We start from the raw sequence: 21815 nt of genomic DNA, 5'->3' as shown, positions 1-21815 counted from the left end.
CGTTATTGTGTGGTTCGGGTGCTATTACGCGTATCCCAAAATGCCATCAGTAATCCAATGACCAGACCAGAAACGTGAGCGGCATTGGCGATCGACAGACCTAAAATATCGAAATATCCGGCGATTAACCACAGAACAGAAAAAGCCATCAACCCGTTAGGGAGAGAGACTCCCCGCTCCGGCGCCCGTTGGCCGGTCAGCCAAACGTAACCCATCAGGGCGTAGACCACGCCGGACAAGCCACCAAAATTTGAGCCGCTGAATAAGGATTGTCCCCAGCCGCTAAATACGGCAGAAACAAGGGTTAATACCACTAGTTTTCCCGTGCCGAGGCGTTTTTCCATTTGGCCGCCCAAATACCACCACCACAGTAGGTTAAACAGGATATGCATCAGCGAGAAGTGTAGAACAGCGTGGCTGACCCAACGCCAGATTTCCAGATACTGGCTGCTGTTTACCGGCCAGGCCAGCCAGCTCATAACCGCATTATCGCCAACGATTTGCATCAGAATATAGACTGCAATACATACCGCCATCAGACCGAGGGTGAGTGGGCCAGCCTGACTACGTAAATTCTGCAACAGCGAAACACGCTGATAAGGCATATCGGTGTGAAGATTGCCCGATTGCCAGCTCGCCGCCTGATAGCGCGGGTTGAGTGGGTCTAATAAAAATTGTTCCAGCTCATGCTGAACCTGAGGCAGTTTTTCATCCTCATTTAGCCAGATTTCTGCATCCTGGCTCTGGTGTCGGAGTTCCAAAATCACCTTTTGCGTGGCCATATAGTCCACAAAGGCCTGCGCCAGACGTAGGTTAGAAATTACTATCACACGAATCATATTTATAATTTACCGTCTAACGTTATGATTTATAAAATATCTAAAGCTTTATCTTAGCAATTTAGCATGTTAGCAAACTGATTCTCCCTTTTCGCTGTAGGGATGTCATCTGTTGTTTAAAAAAAGCCAGAGTTCACAACAACGAAAACCGCCGAGACAGGTGAATATGTCGGCTTAATATCATTCTTGTGGGTGATGCAATATGGCGCAAGGCAGAGGCCAGCGGCGGCCTCTTGCATTGGGAAAAGGGGTAAATCAGGCTTTGTCTGTAGCGACATCTTGCGGGTAATTTCTGGCCCAGGCTTCGAAACCGCCGTTAATGCTGTAAACAGCATCGAAACCTTGCTCCAGCAGGTATTGAGAGGCACCGCGGCTGCTGTTGCCGTGATAGCACATCACCATCACCGGCTGGTCAAAATCGGTTTGTTGCATAAAAGTCTGCAAACTGCCGTTGGTCAAATGAAATGCGCCCGGCGCATGGCCGGCTTCGTAGCTCTGCGGATCGCGAATATCCACCAGAACCGCCTGACCCTCTTTCCAGCGAGTGTAGGCTTGCTCAACGTCGATTGCTTCAAATTGTTCCATACTGCTGACACCCTTTTATTGGCGATTAATGTGGTTATGCCGCTATTGTAATCAATTTTATGCCAATAAAGACCCATTGGTTGGTATGGATAAATGTCCGCCAGATAAAATCAGCGGTCGGTTAAACGCCGTATCCCATCATTTGCAGCAATCGCTGCGCTTGTTGCACCGCTTCCTGACGGTGCGCCACGCCCAATTTTTGATACAAATTACGAATATGGGTTTTGATTGTGGTGGCGGCGACGTCCAGTTCACTGGCTATTTGCTCATTACTGTAACCGGAGTAAATCAACCCGAGAACCTGCCATTCCCGCTGAGTCAGCGGGCTGGTACGAATCAATTCTGGCACCTGCGGATGGGTCAGTAACTTATCGACAAAGCGTTCGTCAAAATGAGCAAATTTATGGCGATGATGCTGGTTGATGTCTTTCAGGATGCGTTGAGCACGATGTTGTTCCAGTTCCGGCAGCGCGTTCAGTTGGATAAGCTGACGTAACTGCTGTGCCATTGCTTCCCCTTCGATCACAAAGTGGCTGATAAAACCGGTGCGGTTTGCCAATGTCAGAGATTCTATCAGCGCTTTTTGCGCTTCGCCTTTCCGTTCGGTTTGCCAGTAAAGAATATTACTTAACAGCAGGTTGCGGTTGAGATCGCTGGTCAGGCGCAGGCGACGGGCATTTTCGTTGAGTTCATCGAGTACCACTTCGGCCTCATCGAAATAACCGAGCATAATCTGCACTCTGGCAATATTACGCCACTGGCCTTGCAGGAAATGGTTATCGGCCATGCCCGGTTTTTCCGCCTGACGCAGCCAGTTAGTCGCAGCCGTTTTATCACCGGTCATTTGCCAGTAAATCACTCTGGGCTTATCCGCATTGGTTACCCAGTCGCGATGGTATTGAGTGCCGTGGATCAAGGCTTCGCAGCGTTGAATATACATATGGGCGTTATCTAAATCGCCCCGCGCCAGCGAGCATTTGGAGAGCATTGCCAGACATTGCAACTGCTGCTGTGGCTGATAGTTGGCGAGAATAGCGATGCCCTGACGTGCGGCTTCCTCTGCTTCATCCAGTCGCGACCACGACCACAGCACCTGCGCGCGAATACGCAGTAAGAATTCATGCATCGGCAATTGCTCAAGGTGCTGTTCGCGTATCAGCTCGAAGGCTTTTTCCTGAGTTTCAAACGCTGCCTGCAAGAAGCCTTGGGCAATCAGAATTTCACTCTGTTGCAGTAGAGCCCACAACGCGTAGTGATAGGCCTGGTGGCGGCGCGCCATTTGCTCAGTTTGCTGCATCATTGGCAGCGCGCGAGCCAGTTCACCTTTGCAGTGATGCACTTCACCTGTGACGGAGGTTGCCACAATTCGGCTGTAGTAACTGGCCATCGGCAGGTATTTCAGCGCATCGGTTGCCAGTTTTTCCGCTTCATCTGGCTTGCCTGCGTTAATGGCTACCTGCGCTCGCAGTGCGTCAAATTCGGCGCTGAGCGCAGCATCAATCGGAATTTTACGTTCCAGCATCGCCGTTTCGGCCTGACCGAGCAGAGTGTTAACTTCACTATAGCGATGCTGACTTTGCGCCAGCCAGGCTTGTAGCAGCGCCAGTTCAGGATTTTGTATCAGCAAAGAATAAGGTAGTGCGCTAAGGCATTGTTCTAGCAGCGCCAATTCGCTGTGATTGAAAAGTGACCAGGCGTGTTGCAGCAGAATATCCCGCAGCATCCCCACATCGCCAGCCGCTAGCGCATGGTGAATAGCTTCAGCGGGATAACCCAGCGCCATCCAACCTTCAGCCGCGGCGTGGTGAAGGTCCGGTAGCTCCAACGCCAGTTCCCACTGGCAGCGTTGACGCAGGAAAGTGGCAAACAGCGGATGGAAACAGAACCATTCGCCAGTGTCATCCATTCGGTGAATGAATAGCCCCTGTCGTTCCAATTCTTCCAGCCGTTGCTGGCCGTTGTCTTCGCCGGTCAGACGCACAATCAGCGCATCGTTCATTGAACGCAGCACCGAACAACGTAGCAAAAATGCACGAGCATTAGCATCAACCTGATCCAATACTTCATCTACCAGATAATCGGATAGATGGCTGGCATTTAACCCAGCCAGACGTTTAGCGGATTTTTGCGCCGATGAATTGGGTTGACGAGAGGAAAGGGCGATAAGCTGCAAAGCCGTAGCCCAACCTTCCACTTCGTCACACAGGCGGCTGCTATCTCCTTGATCTAATGGTACTGGCAAGCGGCAATCAAAGAATTGCTGCGCTTCCTGATGATTAAACGCCAACTGTTGAATACCCAATTCCAGTAACTGATCGCGCACCCGCAGATTGGCGATGCCCAAAGGCGGCAGCGTGCGGGACAAAATCAGCAGCGTGAGGTTTTCAGGCTGATGGCGCAGGAAAAAGCGCATGGCTTCATGAATGGCGTCGTTGGTGATCAGATGATAGTCATCAATCACCAGATACAGCGGCCCGTCCCAGTCGGACAGTTCCACAAATAATTGGGCGAACAGCGCCGAAAGATTGGCATATTGATGTTTTTGGCTGAGCGCTTCGCTCTTGCTGCAATGTCCACCGGTGGCCTGTTGCACCGCCGCGACCAGATAGGTAGCGAAACGTTCAGGTTGATTGTCGCTTTCATCCAGTGAATACCAGCCGAGGTTGGATTGCCCCGCTGCCCATTGGGCAACCAGCGTGGTTTTACCGTACCCCGCTGGGCAATTCACCAGCGTCAGGCGATAGTTCGCTGCCGCAGAAAGTTTGGCCAATAGGCGATCGCGCACAACGGTATTTTGCAGCCGTACCGGGCGGCTCAGTTTTGAAGGGATCAGCATATTATTCCAGACTCAAATGGCAACGACAGACCGGCGGATTCATAGGGATAATTATTTTAAGCCTCGTAATTAATCAGCCCTGTTAAGGTCTGATAACGGCCAAATTATTGCAATAACGTTAATACTTCCTATGGTCGTAAGTTGCACCTGATCACATTTTTAGCTACGCCCTGCGACTCATCCCCAGCTAATCCCTTACCAGGATGATGCTCTTGCCGATTCTCCTCGGCAGGATAAGGGTAAAATTACCCCACTCACAGGATAGAGACTTCCCTATGTCACAGCCCATGCTAAAGAAGGATGATTTTCTGGCAGCACTGACCCGTCAGTGGCAGCGCTTTGGCCTCAGTTCGGCCCAGCAGATGACCCAGCACCAATGGTGGCAGGCGGTCAGCGCGGCATTGGCCGAACAGTTGGCGGCTCAACCGGCGCCGACTAAAGTGCAAAAAACGCAGCGCCATGTGAATTACATCTCAATGGAATTCCTGATTGGTCGCTTGACGGCAAATAATCTTATCAACCTCGGCTGGTATGAAACCGTTGAGAAACTGCTGGCAGAGCAGCAGGTCAATCTGGCCGACTTGCTGGAGCAGGAAACCGATCCGGCTTTGGGTAACGGTGGTCTGGGACGTTTGGCGGCCTGTTTCCTCGATTCGATGGCAACGGTGGAGCAACCGGCGACGGGCTATGGGCTGAACTATCAATATGGGCTGTTCCGTCAGTCATTTAGCGAAGGAAAGCAGCAGGAAGCGCCAGACAACTGGGAGCGCGAGAGCTACCCGTGGTTCCGTCATAATGCGGCGCTGGCGGTGGACGTGAGTTTCGGTGGCAAGCTGGAAAAACAGGCCGATGGTCGTCAGCTTTGGCGTCCAGATTTTACGCTGCGCGGTGAAGCCTGGGATTTACCGGTATTGGGCTTCCGCAATGGGGTGACTCAGCCCCTGCGTTTATGGCAGGCAACCCACGTTCATCCGTTTGATCTGACTAAGTTTAACGACGGTAAATTCCTGCTAGCCGAACAAAACGGTATTGATGCGGAAAAACTGACTAAGGTTCTGTATCCCAACGATAATCATCTGGCCGGAAAGCGTCTGCGTCTGATGCAGCAATACTTCCAGTGCGCCTGTTCCGTGGCAGATATTTTACGCAAACATCACGCCGCCGGACGTACACTGGCCGATCTGCCTGAATATGAAGTGATTCAGCTGAATGATACCCACCCAACCATCGCTATTCCTGAAATGCTGCGAGTGCTGTTGGATGAACATCAGTTGAGCTGGGATGCTGCCTGGGCTATTACCAGTAAAACCTTCGCTTATACCAACCATACACTGATGCCGGAAGCCCTTGAATGTTGGGATGAAAAATTGGTGCGTAGCCTGTTGCCGCGCCACTTTGCCATCATCAAGCAAATCAACGCTCAGTTTAAAAAACGGGTGGATAAACAGTGGCCTGGGGATAAATCGGTGTGGGCAAAACTGGCCGTACATCATGATAAACAGGTACGTATGGCAAACCTGTGTGTGGTCAGCGGTTTCGCGGTGAACGGCGTGGCGCAACTACATTCGGATTTGGTGGTTAAAGATTTGTTCCCGGAATACTTCCAGCTGTGGCCAGAAAAATTCCATAACGTAACCAACGGTATTACGCCGCGCCGCTGGCTAAAACAGTGTAATCCGGCCCTTTCTTCGTTGATCGACGAAACTTTAAAAGTGGAATGGGCGAACAATCTGGATGTGCTGGAAGGGCTGGAGCCCTACGCCGAGGATAAAAAATTCCGTGCGCGCTATCAGCAGATTAAGTACGACAACAAGGTAAAACTTGCCGAATACGTCCATCGCACTATGGGAATTACGCTGAATCCAGATGCCATCTTTGACGTGCAGATTAAGCGCCTGCACGAGTACAAGCGGCAGCATTTGAATTTACTGCATATTCTGTCGCTGTATCGCCAGATTCGCGATAATCCTAATCTGGATATTGCCCCGCGGGTCTTCCTGTTTGGTGCAAAAGCGGCACCGGGCTATTACCTGGCGAAAAATATCATTTACGCCATTAATCAGGCGGCCGAGAAGATCAATAACGATCCGATCGTCAAAGATCGTCTGAAAGTTGTATTTATTCCTGATTATAAAGTCTCCGTAGCCGAGCTGATGATTCCGGCGGCAGATGTTTCTGAACAGATTTCCACTGCCGGTAAAGAGGCATCGGGCACCGGTAACATGAAGTTGGCGTTGAACGGCGCTTTAACTGTGGGCACGCTGGACGGCGCTAACGTTGAAATTGCCGAGCAGGTCGGTGATGAGAATATCTTTATCTTTGGTAACACCGTCGAGCAGGTTAAAGCTATTTTGGCGAAAGGCTACCAGCCACTGAAAGTCTTGAAAGCCGATGCGCATCTGAAGAGTATTTTGGACGAACTGGCCAGCGGTGCCTTCAGCAACGGTGATAAACACGCTTTCGATATGATGCTGCATAGCCTGCGTGAAGGGGGCGATCCATATCTGGTACTGGCTGATTTTGCTTCATATTGTGAGGCTCAACAGCAGATTGATGCACTGTATCGTGATAAAGAGGAATGGACTCGTCGCACCATTCTTAATACCGCGCGGGTAGGAATGTTTAGTTCCGATCGTTCGATTCGCGATTATCAGCAGCGAATCTGGCAAGCCAAACGTTAAGGAGACTGCATGGATCGTAAATCGCTCGATCAGGCAGCTACGCTGGCAGGGATAGCCGCCAGCTACATTAATGCCCACGGTAAACAGCAGGCTATACCGATGGAAACCAAGCAGAAGCTGCTGGTAGCCATGGGACGAAGCCCGGATTCCGTTCAGCCTTCGCCGGGTGAGAAAACGCCGTTACCGGTGGTGAAAGTCTTTACTCACGCAAGCCCGATGACTCTGGCTATCGGCGGTGAAGGTGATTATCACTGGCAACTGGTGACAGAAGAGGGTATTTCACATCAAGGGCGCGTTAGCGCCCAAAAAACCCTGACGTTGCCGGCATCGTTACCCCTTGGTTACCATCATCTAGCGTTGGAGCAAGGTACGCAGCAATGGCAATGTTCAATCATTGTGGCACCGAAACGTTGCTATGAGCCAGACGCGTTGCTGACCGGAAAAAAGCTCTGGGGCGCCTGCGTACAGCTCTACACTTTACGTTCGGAGCGTAATTGGGGTATCGGTGATTTCGGCGATTTATACCGAATGGTTGAACAGGTCGGAGGGCGTGGCGGTGCATTTATCGGCTTAAATCCGATTCATGCGTTGTATCCGGCCAATCCCAATAGCGCCAGCCCATATAGCCCTTCGTCCCGTCGCTGGCTGAATGTGGTTTATATCGACGTGAACAACGTGGAGGAATTTCAGCAGAGTGAAGCAGCTCAGCGCTGGTGGCATCTGCCGCAAACCCAAAGCACGCTGGCTGCGATCCGCACCGCCGAATGGGTCGATTACGCCAAAGTGACAGAGCTGAAACTGGCCGGTTTACGTCTGGCTTTCCCGCTGTTTTTGGCGCGAGCAGCCAATGATAAGCAAATGCAGGACTTCCGGCAGTTTGTGGAGCAGGGCGGTAAAAGTTTGCAGCAACAGGCCGCTTTCGATGCTTTACATGCTCATTTAAGCCAACAGGATTCTGCTATGTGGGGCTGGCCGGTGTGGCCAGAACAATACCGCGATGGACAGGGCGAAGGTGTGGCGGAGTTTTGCCAGCAGCATAGTGATGAGGTGACTTTCTACCTGTGGTTGCAGTGGTTGGCAGCCAGCCAGTTTTCCCAGTGTTTCCGCCACAGCCAGCAGCAAAAAATGCCGATAGGTTTGTATCGGGATTTGGCGGTTGGCGTAGCCGAAGGCGGCGCGGAAACCTGGTGTGATCGCGAACTCTATTGCCTGAAAGCCTCGGTTGGCGCGCCGCCAGATATTCTTGGCCCTTTAGGTCAAAACTGGGGGTTGCCGCCGATGGATCCTCACGTGATGGTAGCCAGAGCCTATCAGCCATTTATTGATTTGCTGCGTGCCAATATGACCAGCTGTGGCGCATTGCGGATTGACCACGTTATGGCGCTGCTGCGCCTGTGGTGGATTCCTTATGGTGAAACGGCAGATCAGGGCGCTTATGTGAAGTATCCGGTTGACGATCTTTTGGCAGTACTGGCGCTGGAAAGCCAGCGTCATCGCTGCATGGTGATCGGAGAGGATTTGGGGACGGTACCGGTGGAAATAGTCAGCAAGCTGCGGGATAGCGGTGTTTATTCTTACAAAGTGCTCTACTTTGAAAGAGATAGCGAAAACACTTTCCGTGCGCCTCAGTCTTATCCGGTGCAGGCGATGGCGACTATTACTACTCATGATTTACCGACGCTGCGTGGCTACTGGCAAAGTGACGATCTGACTTTGGGCAATAAGCTGGGTTTGTACCCAGACCAGCAGATTCTCAAACAGTTGTATGCGGATCGGGAAAGAGCCAAGCAAGGCCTGCTGGAAGGTTTGCACCATTATGGCTGCGTACCGAAGAAAGTCGGCCGCAAGGCGGCGCTGCTAGCGATGAGTCCAACGTTAAATAGAGGTCTACAACGCTATGTGGCAGATAGCGCCAGCGCGTTGTTGGGATTACAGCCGGAAGACTGGTTAGATATGGCAGCGCCGGTCAATATTCCCGGCACCAGCGATGAGTATCCGAACTGGCGTCGTAAGCTGACCCATTCTTTAGAGGAGATGTTTGCCGATCAGCGGGTTAACCGTCTTTTGAAGGATTTGGATAAGCGGCGCAAGAATGTCTCTGCGGGTTAACCATCAGCGTTTATCCGATGCCATTCGTTGAAGGGTAGAAATTAAAAAGGGGAGCCGATGATGAGTCGACCCCCTTTATTTTCCAGCGTTTCTCAATTAGGCAACGGCAGTGAGAGTTGCCATTGCCAGTTTAAGACAACGGAATCAGTAATAAGAATGCTCGCCGCGCTGATGCTCGGTCAGGTCTCTTACCCCTTTCAATTCAGGGAATTTCTGTAACAGCTCTTTTTCGATGCCTTCTTTCAGGGTCACATCGACCATCGAACATCCGTTACAACCGCCACCGAACTGAAGAATTGCCAGCCCGTCATCGGTGATTTCCATCAGCGTAACGCGACCACCGTGGCCAGCCAGCTGTGGGTTAATCTGCGATTGCAAAACGTACTCTACCCGTTCCATCAGCGGTGCAGAATCATCCACTTTCCGCATTTTGGCATTAGGCGCTTTCAGGGTTAACTGCGAGCCTAACTGATCGGTAACGAAGTCGATTTCAGCATCCTGCAGATAAGGTACGCTCAATTCATCCACATAGGCGGATAATTGCTCGAATTTTAGCTCGGTATCTGTGGCCTCAACCGCATCCGGCGGGCAATAGGACACACCGCATTCTGCCGTTGGAGTACCTGGGTTGATCACAAATACGCGGATTTGGGTACCTTCTTCTTGATTTGCCAGCAATTTGGCAAAATGAGATTGTGCTGCATCTGTTATTTTGATCATGGCATTAGCTCAATAGTTGACTGCTCTTGTCGGTTATAATACGCCCATTGACGCCGTGACTACAAGGTGCGGCAAATACACCAAACCTGCAATGAGCTTACCTTCTGTTCCCGCAGCATAGCGCCTATCTCGGCAACCGTGCTGCCCGTTGTCACAACATCATCCAGTAATACGACGTGCTGACCGCAAAAATCTTCGGTAAGGCGAAATATTCCCCTTAGATTCTTCCGGCGCGCGCTGGCGGTGAGCTGCCGCTGCGGTGGCGCGGCAGACAGGCGTTTTAGACTGTCAGGATGATAATCGCAGCCTAGCCAGCGAGCCAAAGGTCGCGCCAATAAATCGCTTTGATTAAAACCTCTCTGCCAGCAGCGCTGGTGATGTAACGGCACGCTGATCAACCGCTGAGGCTTGATTGCCGCACTATCGGCGTATTTTATCGTTCGCCAGCGTAAGAATATCAAGCGAGCCAAAACCGGCGCTAATTGTGAAAAACCCTTAAATTTCAGCATTTTTATTAGCGTACTTAACGGCGGTTGATAATCCCCGATGAACAGTATCCGCTGCCATGGCCGTGGTTGCTGTAGGCAGCGACCGCAGGGTAGTTCGGGCTGTGATGAGGGCAAGCCACAGCGAAAACAGCAGGGTGGCGGCATGGGTAAATGACGTAAACAGAAACAGCAAATTCCGTGAAAAGCCAGATGTAACGGTTGTCGGCATAGCCAACATAGCCCGGTGATTGTTAGCATAGGCATCTTCCTTGATGTTGAAGGCAACAGGATAATAACTGATGACAAAGCTTTATTGGCAGACCTGCGGCGAAGGCGATCGCGATCTTGTGCTGCTGCACGGATGGGGACTGAACGCCGAGGTGTGGCGTTGCATGATTGAGCGGCTTGCCCCGCATTTTCGTATTCATCTGGTCGATTTGCCGGGCTACGGACGCAGCCGAGATTATGGTGCGATGTCGCTGGATGAGATGGCTGATATTGTACAGAAACAGGCTCCAGCGAAGGCGCTGTGGCTGGGGTGGTCAATGGGCGGGTTGGTGGCGAGTCAGATTGCCCTGAGTCACCCGGAGCGCGTGAGCGGCCTGATTACGGTCTCTTCTTCCCCCTGTTTTACCGCCCATGACGAATGGCCGGGGATTCGCCCAGAAGTGCTGGCGGGTTTCCAACAGCAGCTAACGGAAGATTTTCAACGCACCGTTGAGCGTTTTTTGGCGTTACAAACGCTGGGGACGGAAAGCGCCCGTCAGGATGCACGCTTGCTGAAATCGGTGGTATTGAATCATCAAATGCCTGAGGTGGAAGTATTGACCGGTGGCCTGGAAATTTTGCGCACGGTGGATTTACGTCAGGAGCTGGCTGCTTGTTCTGTCCCGTTACTGCGTATTTATGGTTATCTGGATGGTCTGGTGCCGCGCAAAGTTGCCGCGTTGCTGGATGATGCTTTACCTCAAAGTCGCTCTGTAGTGATGAAAGGCTCGGCTCATGCTCCATTTATCTCTCACCCTGATGATTTTGCAGAGTTAATCATTAATTTTGCCGCTGAGACTGCTCAGAGTTCTTAATGGAGTCACGCCGTCGGGAGAAGGGCTATCTCTGTCATTACCTCGACGGGATCGAAATATATTGGTCATTTAGTGGCTAAATACTGAATCTACTCAATAATTAGAAGCGTTAGATCAGGTGCTACAGAACGGGCAGTTCATCGCGCCGATTTTTCTGTAACCCTTCCTCTGGGGGATGAACCTTTCCTGTAGGCGCATCAATACAAATCAAATCTAACTCATATCGTTATTACTTGGCTCAATTTTTCTGTACACGCACCTATCACTTTAATGCGAGGTATTACCATGAAATTATTGAAAAATGTAGCGGTTGCTCTGGTTGTTGGTGGGTTGTCTTTTGGCGCTTTGGCAGCGAAAGAAATTACAAGACAAGAAGCGAAAGACAAAGGCTACGAAAAAATTGGCACCATTTCTTCTTCTGGCGAAGCCATGTCTCCACTGGATGTGAAACAGGATTTGTCGGCTAAAGCCGACGAAAAAGGCGGCAAGTACTACGTCATCATCTCGGAAAATGAAAAGAAAAAATTTAACGCTACCGCAGATGTTTATAAGTAATTATCGTTGAATAACAATAAGGTGATGCCATTGCTGACATCACCTTTTTCTTTAGTGGGTTTTTAACTGATACACCACGGTATTGCATTTCTGGCCTTCCGGGCAGCTTTTACAGCTACCGCTCAGGCATCCGCTGTTATCCTGCTCGATACGCTCCAGTTTTCCCATAGCAATCAGTCGTTCTAGCATAGCTTCTACCAAAGGTAGCGGTGCGGCCAACTGCTGACTTAGCTGGCTAGCTTCCATGCAGCCGTTCAGGGCAAGGGTGTCACGCAGTTGCATCAAACTGGCCATAATTGATTTCTCCCTGATTAATGACAGTGACCGCCGCCATTTTGGCAGCCACTCGCGGGCTGTCGATTCTGTAGGCGGAAGGTTACCCGGCTGCGAGCACGGCGCAGGCCGAAGAATATCAAAATGTTAAAGACGATGACCGCCGCGATAATGCCCAAACTTTGCTGTGGATGGCTGCTAAAGGTCGCGGCCTGATAGAACAGCGTTGCCAGTGAGTAAGCCACGTTTAGTCCCCACAGAATTGAGAAGGTCATCCAGCCGCGGCTGGTTTCACGGGCGATCGCGCCCATAACGGAAACGCAGGGAACGTAGAGCAAAACAAAGATCAGGTAGCTATAAGCCGCCACGCTGGAGCCAAATTTGCTGCTCATCATGCCCATTGAACCAGCTTCCATTTCACCGTCACCCTTGCTGGCTTCGATCGGGTTGGAAAGTACGCTCAGGCTGAAGGTATCTTTTAATCCCTGCCAGGTTTCGTTTACCGCTCCGCCGAGTTCATCCAGCAAATTAAAGCCTTCTGCATCAAAAGGTTCGTTCTTAATTTGCTCGGCGGTATACAGAGTGTTTAATGTCCCCACAACGACTTCTTTCGCCATAGCCCCGGTAACCAAGCCCACGGTGGCCTGCCAGTTATCGGCGTGTACGCCCATTGGCGTCAGCAACGGCGTGAGTACTTTACTGACCGAGGCCAAAGCTGAGTCATTAATGCTATCGGCGGCTTTCCCGCCGAAGGTAAAGCTGTTCAATCCACCAATAAAAATACTGGCGATAACGATGACTTTACCGGCGCGCAGCACAAAGCCTTTCAGGCGCTGCCAGGTCTGTAGCAGCAGGCTTTTTAAGTGAGGAACGTGGTAAACCGGCAGTTCCATCACGAAGGGAGAGGCTTCGCCGCGCATAATGGTGTACTTGAGTAGCAGTCCGGTAAGAATGGCGACCACGATGCCGAGCAAATACAGGGAGAATACGATGCTGGCACCGTCCTGCCCGAAGAAAGCGGCGGCGAAGACGGCAAAAATAGCCAGACGTGCACCACAGGACATAAAGGGCGCCATCATGACGGTTGTCAGGCGTTCGCGCTGAGCGTCCAAGGTACGTGCGCCCATAATTGCCGGCACGTTACAGCCAAACCCGACGATGAGCGGCACGAAGGATTTACCCGGCAGCCCCAGAGCCTGCATCAGGCGGTCCATAACGAAAGCCGCCCGAGCCATGTAGCCAGAATCTTCGAGGAAGGATAGAAACAGGTACATCATGCCGATTTGCGGTACCAGCGGTAAAACAGTGTTGATCCCGCCGCCAATCCCCTGAGCTAAAAATATCGTCAGCCATTCGGGGAAGTGCAGGGTATAGCCAACCCATTGTAGACCCTGAATAAATATCGCCGATGAGCCGATATCAAAAATTGGCTGTAGCGCCCCGCCGATATTGATCGCCAATACAAACATCAAATACATAACAAACAGGAAAATTGGCACGCCGAGCCAACGATTCAGAATCACTTTATCTAGCATTTGAGTCAGACGGTTAGGTTCAGCCTGTTGCGCGTTGCTAACCGCATCACACAGCGTTGCGATGCTTTGGTAACGAGCGTCGGCAATCACCAGTTCGGGATCTTCATGTTGTTGATCTTTAAGCCGTTGGCGGGACTCTGCCAGCAAAGCGGGCGAAACGCCGGAGCGTGCCAGACTGTAGATATCACCTTCCAGCATTTGTAACGCCAGCCAGCGCCGTTGCTGCATTGGCAGACTATCGGGCATGGCCGAAGTCAGTTTTTCAACTTCTTCCAGCAACAGCGGCGGATAGTTCACCAGAGCGTTATCGGTGTTCGGCTGATATTGGTCGATGCTGGTTTTCAGTTCGGCAATACCTGTTGCACGAGTCGAAACTAGTGGAATGACCGGGCAACCAAGGCGCTTAGACAACGCATCCACGTCAATTTTGATTCGTTGACTTTGGGCAATATCCAGCATATTCAGCGCGATAATGCATGGAATGCCCAACTCTAGCAGCTGCAATGTCAGATAGAGGTTGCGTTCCAGATTCGACGCATCTATTACGTTGATTAACAGATCGGCTTCGCCACTGAGAATGTAGTGACAGGCAATTTGTTCATCCAGCGAGGTTTGTTCAGAGATGGTCGTCAGGGAATAGGTGCCGGGCAGGTCAACCAAAGTCACCTGATGCTGCGCCGTGGAAAAATGACCTTCTTTCCGTTCTACCGTGACCCCAGACCAGTTACCTACGCGCTGACGTGCTCCGGTCAGTTGGTTGAACAGTGTAGTTTTACCTGCATTGGGGTTGCCAATTAAGCCGATTGTGAGTGCTTTCATGATCCAACGTAATATGAGTAAATTAAAATTAATCTAGACCAGGTGATATACCCAACCGAGCCGCAGAGAAAATAAAATGAAAGGAACCTAAAAATTAAGGCTGTAGGTCCAAATTCAGAAAATCTAAATCTTTTTTACGCAAGACCAAGCTAACGCGGCGAGTTTCTATCTGAATGGGATCGCCTAATGGTGCGAGACGCACAACATTAAATGATGAACCGGGTAACATGCCGAGCGACAATAATTTTTGTCGATAAGCCGGGCTGATTTCAGGAGAGAATCCCAAAATCTTATAAGCGCGTTGAGGAAGAAGATGCATATAACCCTCGTGATAATAAAAGATGACATTATCGGCAACAAAATGGCGGACTAACCAGCTCAACGCCAGGTGCGAATATCACATTATCTGCCAGAGGAATCGGGCTATTAGCGCTAGCCATTGAACTGCGGGCGGTAGCGCTAAGCGATAATAGACACAATAATGATAGTGAGAATCGTTATCGTATTCAACAGCGATCAAAAACCTAATGGTAAATATTCGTTACGACATTAGGAATAATATGCTCTAGGCCGATATCTTCTTTTTTTAGCACCAAAGTGTGGCGTTCGCAAACGAGAATGGCTGGTTAAAATGGTTAATGAATTGTATTTCAATTTACATATACGACCAGCCTTAAGGATAATAATTCTAATTTACACTATCTGCAATTCACCATGATTTGAATCAATTAATATCTGGATTTATATTTAGTTAATCTTATTTATTATGTTTCTTAATAAATCCTTAGGGTTGCGTCAGTCGCCTCATTTATTTTGAGAGGTCCAACACAAATAGAAAAAATATGATGGACTCAGAAAATAGATGTTTAGCTTCTGCTAATCATCTATGAATATAAAATTTCATATTTATAGACCAAAAGATTATGAAAGGCATATCACAGAATAGCAGTGAGAAAAGGGAGAGAGTGGCGCGAACTGGGAAGGAAAAACGCCGCTGACAAGAGTCAGCGGCGCGGTTGGATTAGCGTTTTTTGCCTAAGGCCGCTGCTAGCGCGTCGCTCATGGCGCTGTTGCCTGCGCCGGTAGCGCTAGCAGTGCGTCCTTTGGCTGGCGCTCTATCGCGAGAATCCTGACTATTGCGTCCTCCCTGACGAGGTTTAGCACTATTGTCAGCGCTGCCGCGTCGGGCATTGGTTTCTCCCGGTTGCTCGTCTAAACGCATCGTTAAAGCAATACGTTTACGCTGTAAATCTACTTCCATTACTTTCACTTTGACGATATCGCCGGCTTTCACCACTTTATGTGGGTCATCGACAAATTTGTCTGCCAGTGAAGAAATGTGCACCAAACCATCCTGATGGACGCCGATATCAACAAAGGCACCAAAATTGGTTACGTTAGTCACCGAACCTTCCAGAATCATTCCCACGGTGAGGTCGTTCATGGTTTCAACGCCGTCTGCGAAGGTTGCGGTTTTAAACTCAGGACGCGGATCGCGACCCGGTTTTTCCAACTCTTTAAGAATATCTGTCACCGTCGGCACACCGAAACGCTCGGTAGTAAAATCTCTGGCTTGCAGGTTCCGCAGTACGGTTGGATTGCCCATTAAATCCTGTAACGCCTGCTCGGTCGCAGCCAGAATACGTTCGACTACCGGATAAGCTTCGGGATGCACCGTCGAGGCGTCCAGCGGGTTATCACCGTGGTTGATGCGCAGGAAACCGGCGCACTGCTCAAAGGCTTTTGGCCCCAAACGACTGACTTTCAATAGCTGTTCACGATTACGGAAACGACCATTTTCATTACGCCAGTTCACGATATTTTGCGCCATCATGCGCGTCAGACCGGCAACGCGGGTTAGTAATGGCACCGACGCTGTATTGAGATCCACGCCAACGGCGTTTACGCAGTCTTCAACCACCGCATCCAGTTTTTTAGCCAATTGGCTCTGGCTAACGTCATGCTGATACTGGCCAACCCCGATAGATTTTGGATCGATCTTAACCAGCTCGGCCAGCGGATCTTGCAGGCGACGGGCAATTGACACCGCGCCACGGATAGAGACATCCAGATCGGGGAATTCCAGTGCCGCCAGCTCAGATGCGGAATACACGGAGGCTCCGGCTTCACTGACAATCACTTTCTGTGCGGTAACCGCCGGATATTGCTGCTGCAATTCGGTAAAGAAGCGCTCTGTTTCCCGAGACGCGGTGCCGTTACCAATTGCCACCAGTTCAACCTGATGCTTGATGCATAGCGCCGCGACAGTGGCGGCGGCTTTGGTGGCCTGACCGGTATGAGGGTAAACCGTGTCGTAAGCCACTAATTTACCGGTGGCATCAACCACGGCGACTTTGACTCCGGTACGTAATCCTGGATCCAGACCCATGGTGGCGCGCATGCCGGCAGGTGCTGCCATCAGCAAATCCTGCATATTACGGGCAAACACGTTGATGGCTTCTTCTTCCGCCCGCTCGCGCAGGGTGCTCATCAATTCGGTTTCCAAATGCAGTAAAACTTTGATGCGCCATGTCCAGTTGATGACGGCTTTCCGCCACGCATCGGCAGGCGCATTATTCAGGCGCAGATCCAGATGATTGATAATAATCTGTTCGCCCTGGCTTTCACGCGGCGGTTCTTCAAACTGCGGATCGGCATTCAGAGACAGTTGCAGCACGCCTTCATTGCGGCCACGGAACATAGCCAATGCGCGGTGCGAAGGTACCTGAGCGATAGGTTCATGATGTTCGAAGTAATCGCGGAACTTTGCCCCTTCCTGCTCTTTGCCTTCAACTACTTTTGAGACGAGGTGCGCATTTTTCCATAGATACTGACGCACTTTAGCCAGCAGCGTGGCGTCTTCGGCGAAACGCTCCATCAGGATGTAACGCGCGCCATCCAAGGCGGCTTTGGTATCGGCAACGCCTTTCTCAGCATCGATATAGGCGGCGGCAACGGATTCAGGCTCTTGCTGCGGATTGTTCCACAAGCTATCGGCCAGAGGTTCCAGACCGGCTTCAATCGCAATCTGTCCGCGCGTGCGACGCTTCGGTTTATAAGGCAGATAAAGGTCTTCTAGCTCGGTTTTACTCATAGTGCCGTTTATGGCACCGGCGAGTTGCTCAGTTAGCTTGCCTTGATCTTCAATGGATTTGAGAATGGTTTGGCGGCGGTCTTCCAATTCACGCAGATAACCCAGACGGGTTTCCAGCTGGCGCAACTGGGTATCATCCAACCCGCCGGTAACTTCCTTACGATACCGTGCAATAAAGGGAACGGTATTACCTTCATCAAGCAGGCGGATAGCGGAGATGACTTGCTCCGGCCGGGCCTGTAGTTCGCTTGCAATAATGCGGCTCAGTGGTTCATTCATAAGTCTGGTATCAGTTCGATAGATGAATAGGGAAATCAGAAAGGACAGTTATACGGATTGCGACAGAGAATTGCCAGTGCTGCGGTAATGCCGGCGAGCCAGAGAAAGTAGTGTTTTAGCATCTCGTTTTGCAGTAACAAATCAAAGCAGACCATTCCCAATATACTGCCGAGCGAATCTCCCAGAGTGGCAGACAGTGATACCAGCCCGAAGTAGGTAGCGAAACGCCCTGGCTCGGCGAATGAGGCATTAGCCGCGTTTGAGCACGGCATAAATACCATTAGTGCAAAGGCAAAAATACAGCCTGCCAGCAGGATGAAAAACATGTTATGAGCGTAGTAAATCAGCAGGAAGGATAGAGAAAACGCCGCTAATGTCACCTTGGGAAAATAAGCCTGAATCCGCGGGTTAATATGGGCGCTGACCCAGTATTGCAGCACCATCACAGACAAGGCTTCGACCATGTAGAACCGCGTGATATGGCTTTCTGCGCCTAATACTTCGCGTACGTAGAGTGGAATGGTGGAAAAAAGCTGAGCATAAAGCATCCATAGCAGGCTATTGATCAGCAAGAATCGGCAGTAATGCTGTTTTTTGAAGGCGATCAGAAAATCTATAACGATCGGTTTGGCTTTCTCAACTGACTGGTGGTGAGGTTCAGAGAGAAAAAACCGGCAAAATAGCAGCAGAGCGAGATAGAAACTAGCAATAACCCAATACAGCTGACCAGGATAATTGAGCAATATATTAAAACCAATGGCAGGGGCGATTAATGCCGAGCCATGCATAAGAACGTAGATAAATGAATAATCGGCAGGAGCGTGAGAAGCGTCGGATGAAGACTGTTTTTGGCGCGCGATAGCAGAGTGGGTTAGCAATACGATGGAAGAAACGCCCACGCCAGCAATACAGAGGCACCAAGGAGCAAGGATACCTATCAGCTTATCTGATGCAGCCAGTAAAAAACCGACGGCGGCAATGCTTAAAGAAAGCATCAGGCTAGTGCGTAGAGTTAATCGATCGAACCACGGCCCCAAAGCGACCTTTGCCAGACGTGAGGTAAAAACGTAGCCAAAAATGATGGTGCCAACGGTGGCTACGGATAAGTTCAGATAATCATAGAGATAAGTGGCGAGAGTCGTCATCAGCATGTAATAGGCCAATGACGATCCGGCAAAAATAATAGAGATTGATAGTAACGGCCGAGTATTTATCCACAACGGCATATACCCAGCCACTCCTAGGCTGTTTGTCGAGTTCGATGGCCTTCACCTAAAGAGCGAGTGAGGTACAAATCCATCATATGGCGTTGCCACAGATTGAGTGCCTCTGCAAAACGATAAGCCAACCCTAAGGCTTCTTCCACGCAAGCTACGGCTAAAGGCGGACTGTGAGCAGAAAACTGACTTAACGAATTAAGATGATCATAGTTTTCATCCGTTTCTGCGTGGATAACGAAGGGTTCAACCACGCTATAATCTAACGCGTTTCGCTCGGCAATATTTCGATAAAATGTTCGGGTTTCATTGACTCGTCGAGCGGTGTTTTCCAGTACGGCTACGCAGCTTTTGTAGGCGAAACAACCTCGTCTGGCGGCCAATTGCAACAGCGCGCAAAGAGACTGAGTGCAGGGTAACGGCAACAGCGTTTCTTCTAGTGCGGGTAGCAGATGAGCACGGCGAAAACGTATTGCGCTAAGTTTGAACAGATAAGGGTGATCCCATTCCTCAGACAAATGTGTAATGAGTTTGTCCGCGACCAATTGATTCTGAGTATGAGATAGCGCGGCTCCTAAATGTCGGATCACACTGTGAGTATGGTGGTAGTTTTCTATTGCCCAAGCATAAAGCGTATTCAGATCTGTCGCTGCCGTCGGGTTTTCCATCGTTGACCAGAATGGGTCGAAGTAAAGTATATCCGCCCAATGATTCAGCTCGTTGTTTATCAGGTCAGCGGCATCTGCGGCAGCAATATAATCAGCATTAATCGGAATGGCATAGAGCAGAACGTTTTTATGCAGGAATGCCATAAAGTCTCGGCTGAAATCGGCGCTGCACCCTGTTTCTATCAAAGCGGATTCTGGGTCTCGGTTTCTCGACAGCATTTCGACAAAAAATGCATTGATATCATCATGAACCAGCTCAACTACCTGTAGCCGGGAGGTGAGGCGCAAAACTCGTTCGCGAACATATTCAACCACAACGGAATCTTTTAACAGCATGATTTTCTCCAGTATTCACCGATTGTGGTGCTGGTGGCATTAGGCGCTGTGTAACCAATTCATGTGCAATTGAGGGAAGGAGAATGCCTTCTCGACGTAAAAAACCTGCACACCGCGATAAAACAAATGAAATTGATCCCCCAGAGCCGCCAGATTAATCAGGCTGGTATCGATATCTCGTTGCAGGCGCGGACCGATAAAATCGCAACAGGCTTTGCCATAGCTGCCCGCAAGGGGATATCCGTAGACTTTGGTCAGGGGAATACTGGCGAAAGAGGTGTCATTATCAATAGACTCTGATTTCCACGTAGCAAGGTGAGCAATGATTTCCGGGTTATCCAAAAGCTCGCTAAAGAACGCCACTACCGGTTCGATAGATTCGATGTAGCCAGGTGATCCAAATAGATCGATGGCGTAGGCAAAAGCCAGAGGATCTTTAGCGGCGATATTCTCCAGTGTGAGCTGCAACATTAAGGTTGAGGTCAGTGGCTCCAGTTCAGCCAGAGGTTTTTGGGTCAGCTCATGACAAATGTTATCCCAGGTTTTTTTCATTCGATGAGCGTGGAAAGCATGCAGAATAAAAAGCTCCTGAAGCTGCTTATCTTCGGTTTCCGCAGCGCATCGTACCAGCGCTTTATCTAATCCATACAGCAGGTGGCACATTTCAACGGCGAGTTTGCAGCAGTGAGGCGTTAATCCATAGTATTCGCTCATTGCGCCGCCTTTCAGCCAGCCACGCAGCGAAGTCGTCACGGCGATAAACTGTTCATTCATCTCTTCGGGCTGAATCATGTTCCAAGCGTCAGCGGGAAAGGATAAGTCCTTAGGAGTCAGAAGGGGTAGTGCTGGGGCTGTCGCGGTATTATCCATAAAGTTAACCCTTTCCTATATGGTTGAACTTGCGTAGTGGGTACCAGAAAGCTGGTCGGATGATGTAGAAACACACTGAGCGCCAGAAAGCGGCAATGAGTGATAATGCCGATAAATATCGTCATGCCATATCTCAAACCAATTGGCGAGCCGATGACAGCTAGTGAAAATCTGAGTAACTTTCTGTGCCGGTAATGTCGAATGACCTTCCAGTAGGTGTTCGAAGATATCGATATGTTCAAACTTCTGATCTGCCTGATGCGCCGCGCGATAAATGCGCCCATTTCCGTGAGATAAATGGCATCGCTACGGCGTTTCAATATTTGCAAAAGAATTACAATCCTTCTGCGTTATCCTTTCTCTGACCATCTACCGGAAAGTACCGGTAAAGCGTCGATAACCCCACACCGTAGATAATGGCCAACTGCTGGCGGGTGTGCCCCTTATCCAATAGTCGCCCAATCTGCTCTCGCTCATGCGCTTTTAATGCGTTGGGTCTTCCACCTATGCGTCCCTGTGCTCTGGCTGCTGCCAGTCCAGCGACTGTTCGTTCGACGATCAGTTCACGTTCCATCTCGGCCAGTGCCGACATCACATGGAAAAAGAAGCGCCCCATGGCAGTGCTAGTATCAATACTGTCTGTTAAAGAGCGGAAGTGGGCACCGCGTTCATGTAACTCTGATATGAGTGCGATCAGGTTCTTAACGCTGCGTCCCAGCCTGTCCAGTTTCCACACTACCAGGGTGTCTCCGCTATTAACGCACTTTAAAGCGCGTTTAAGGCCGAAGAGGGCTTTGCCATTTGCCGCACAGCAGACCTCTCATCGTGG

General features: G+C 50.3%; 16 protein-coding genes and 1 pseudogene. 4 read left to right on the top strand and 13 right to left on the bottom strand.

Annotation, left to right across the window (positions count from 1 at the left end):
• Nucleotides 1–2: 2 nt before the first annotated feature.
• From glpG to malT, 3 genes are all read right to left on the bottom strand, one after another.
• Entirely contained in the window at nt 3–839 is an 837-nt protein-coding gene (gene glpG, locus ACQ4OC_RS13750) for a rhomboid family intramembrane serine protease GlpG (protein ID WP_064515674.1), read from the bottom strand.
• 255 nt (nt 840–1094) lie between these two features.
• Nucleotides 1095–1424, bottom strand: a complete 330-nt coding sequence (gene glpE / locus ACQ4OC_RS13745) for a thiosulfate sulfurtransferase GlpE (protein WP_064515673.1) — start codon at nt 1422–1424, stop codon at nt 1095–1097.
• A gap of 121 nt (nt 1425–1545) precedes the next feature.
• Nucleotides 1546–4260: an HTH-type transcriptional regulator MalT gene (malT, locus tag ACQ4OC_RS13740; RefSeq protein ID WP_430971273.1), complete on the bottom strand. Its 2715-nt coding sequence runs from the start codon at nt 4258–4260 to the stop codon at nt 1546–1548.
• A 275-nt stretch (nt 4261–4535) separates the two neighbouring features.
• Here malT and malP point away from each other — a divergent pair, with 275 nt between their 5' ends.
• The gene (gene malP / locus ACQ4OC_RS13735) at nt 4536–6941 is read left to right on the top strand and encodes a maltodextrin phosphorylase (protein ID WP_430971272.1); all 2406 of its coding nucleotides are present in this window, start codon (nt 4536–4538) and stop codon (nt 6939–6941) included.
• A 9-nt stretch (nt 6942–6950) separates the two neighbouring features.
• Nucleotides 6951–9050 carry a 4-alpha-glucanotransferase gene (gene malQ, locus ACQ4OC_RS13730; RefSeq protein WP_430971271.1) on the top strand — a complete coding sequence of 700 codons (2100 nt, stop codon included), beginning with the start codon at nt 6951–6953 and terminating at the stop codon, nt 9048–9050.
• A 144-nt stretch (nt 9051–9194) separates the two neighbouring features.
• Here malQ and nfuA read toward each other — a convergent pair whose 3' ends face one another.
• Complete coding sequence (gene nfuA, locus ACQ4OC_RS13725) at nt 9195–9770, bottom strand: Fe-S biogenesis protein NfuA (RefSeq protein ID WP_064515669.1); 576 nt, start codon at nt 9768–9770, stop codon at nt 9195–9197.
• Between the two features lie 59 nt (nt 9771–9829).
• Nucleotides 9830–10516, bottom strand: a complete 687-nt coding sequence (gene gntX, locus ACQ4OC_RS13720) for a DNA utilization protein GntX (RefSeq protein ID WP_064515668.1) — start codon at nt 10514–10516, stop codon at nt 9830–9832.
• A gap of 41 nt (nt 10517–10557) precedes the next feature.
• Between gntX and bioH the strand changes: the two genes are divergently transcribed.
• Together bioH and ACQ4OC_RS13710 are read left to right on the top strand one after the other, a co-directional pair.
• Entirely contained in the window at nt 10558–11340 is a 783-nt protein-coding gene (bioH, locus tag ACQ4OC_RS13715) for a pimeloyl-ACP methyl ester esterase BioH (protein ID WP_064515667.1), read from the top strand.
• Nucleotides 11341–11625: 285 nt separating this feature from the next.
• Complete coding sequence (locus tag ACQ4OC_RS13710) at nt 11626–11895, top strand: YdgH/BhsA/McbA-like domain containing protein (protein WP_064515666.1); 270 nt, start codon at nt 11626–11628, stop codon at nt 11893–11895.
• A gap of 51 nt (nt 11896–11946) precedes the next feature.
• Here ACQ4OC_RS13710 and feoC read toward each other — a convergent pair whose 3' ends face one another.
• The 8 genes and pseudogenes from feoC to ACQ4OC_RS13670 all read right to left on the bottom strand — a co-directional run.
• A complete protein-coding gene (gene feoC, locus ACQ4OC_RS13705) occupies nt 11947–12189 on the bottom strand; it encodes a [Fe-S]-dependent transcriptional repressor FeoC (protein WP_120805330.1) in 243 nt (80 codons plus the stop codon).
• 17 nt (nt 12190–12206) lie between these two features.
• Complete coding sequence (feoB, locus tag ACQ4OC_RS13700) at nt 12207–14522, bottom strand: Fe(2+) transporter permease subunit FeoB (RefSeq protein WP_120805332.1); 2316 nt, start codon at nt 14520–14522, stop codon at nt 12207–12209.
• Between the two features lie 94 nt (nt 14523–14616).
• On the bottom strand, nt 14617–14841 hold the full coding sequence (gene feoA / locus ACQ4OC_RS13695; protein WP_049597284.1) for a ferrous iron transporter A: 225 nt from the start codon (nt 14839–14841) through the stop codon (nt 14617–14619).
• Between the two features lie 702 nt (nt 14842–15543).
• Entirely contained in the window at nt 15544–17895 is a 2352-nt protein-coding gene (locus tag ACQ4OC_RS13690; RefSeq protein WP_064515663.1) for a Tex family protein, read from the bottom strand.
• Between the two features lie 35 nt (nt 17896–17930).
• Complete coding sequence (locus ACQ4OC_RS13685; RefSeq protein WP_064515662.1) at nt 17931–19121, bottom strand: MFS transporter; 1191 nt, start codon at nt 19119–19121, stop codon at nt 17931–17933.
• Between the two features lie 14 nt (nt 19122–19135).
• Entirely contained in the window at nt 19136–20116 is a 981-nt protein-coding gene (locus ACQ4OC_RS13680; protein WP_064515661.1) for a hypothetical protein, read from the bottom strand.
• A 39-nt stretch (nt 20117–20155) separates the two neighbouring features.
• Nucleotides 20156–20986 carry a hypothetical protein gene (locus tag ACQ4OC_RS13675; protein WP_064515660.1) on the bottom strand — a complete coding sequence of 277 codons (831 nt, stop codon included), beginning with the start codon at nt 20984–20986 and terminating at the stop codon, nt 20156–20158.
• 334 nt (nt 20987–21320) lie between these two features.
• Nucleotides 21321–21770, bottom strand: a pseudogene (locus tag ACQ4OC_RS13670) (recombinase family protein); the annotation flags it as partial.
• Nucleotides 21771–21815: the final 45 nt, after the last annotated feature.

This window comes from Yersinia sp. J1 (assembly GCF_050586585.1).
GTDB lineage: Bacteria > Pseudomonadota > Gammaproteobacteria > Enterobacterales > Enterobacteriaceae > Yersinia > Yersinia entomophaga.
Note: the sequence above shows the minus strand (reverse complement) of the source record. Positions and strands in the feature narration are given on the sequence as shown.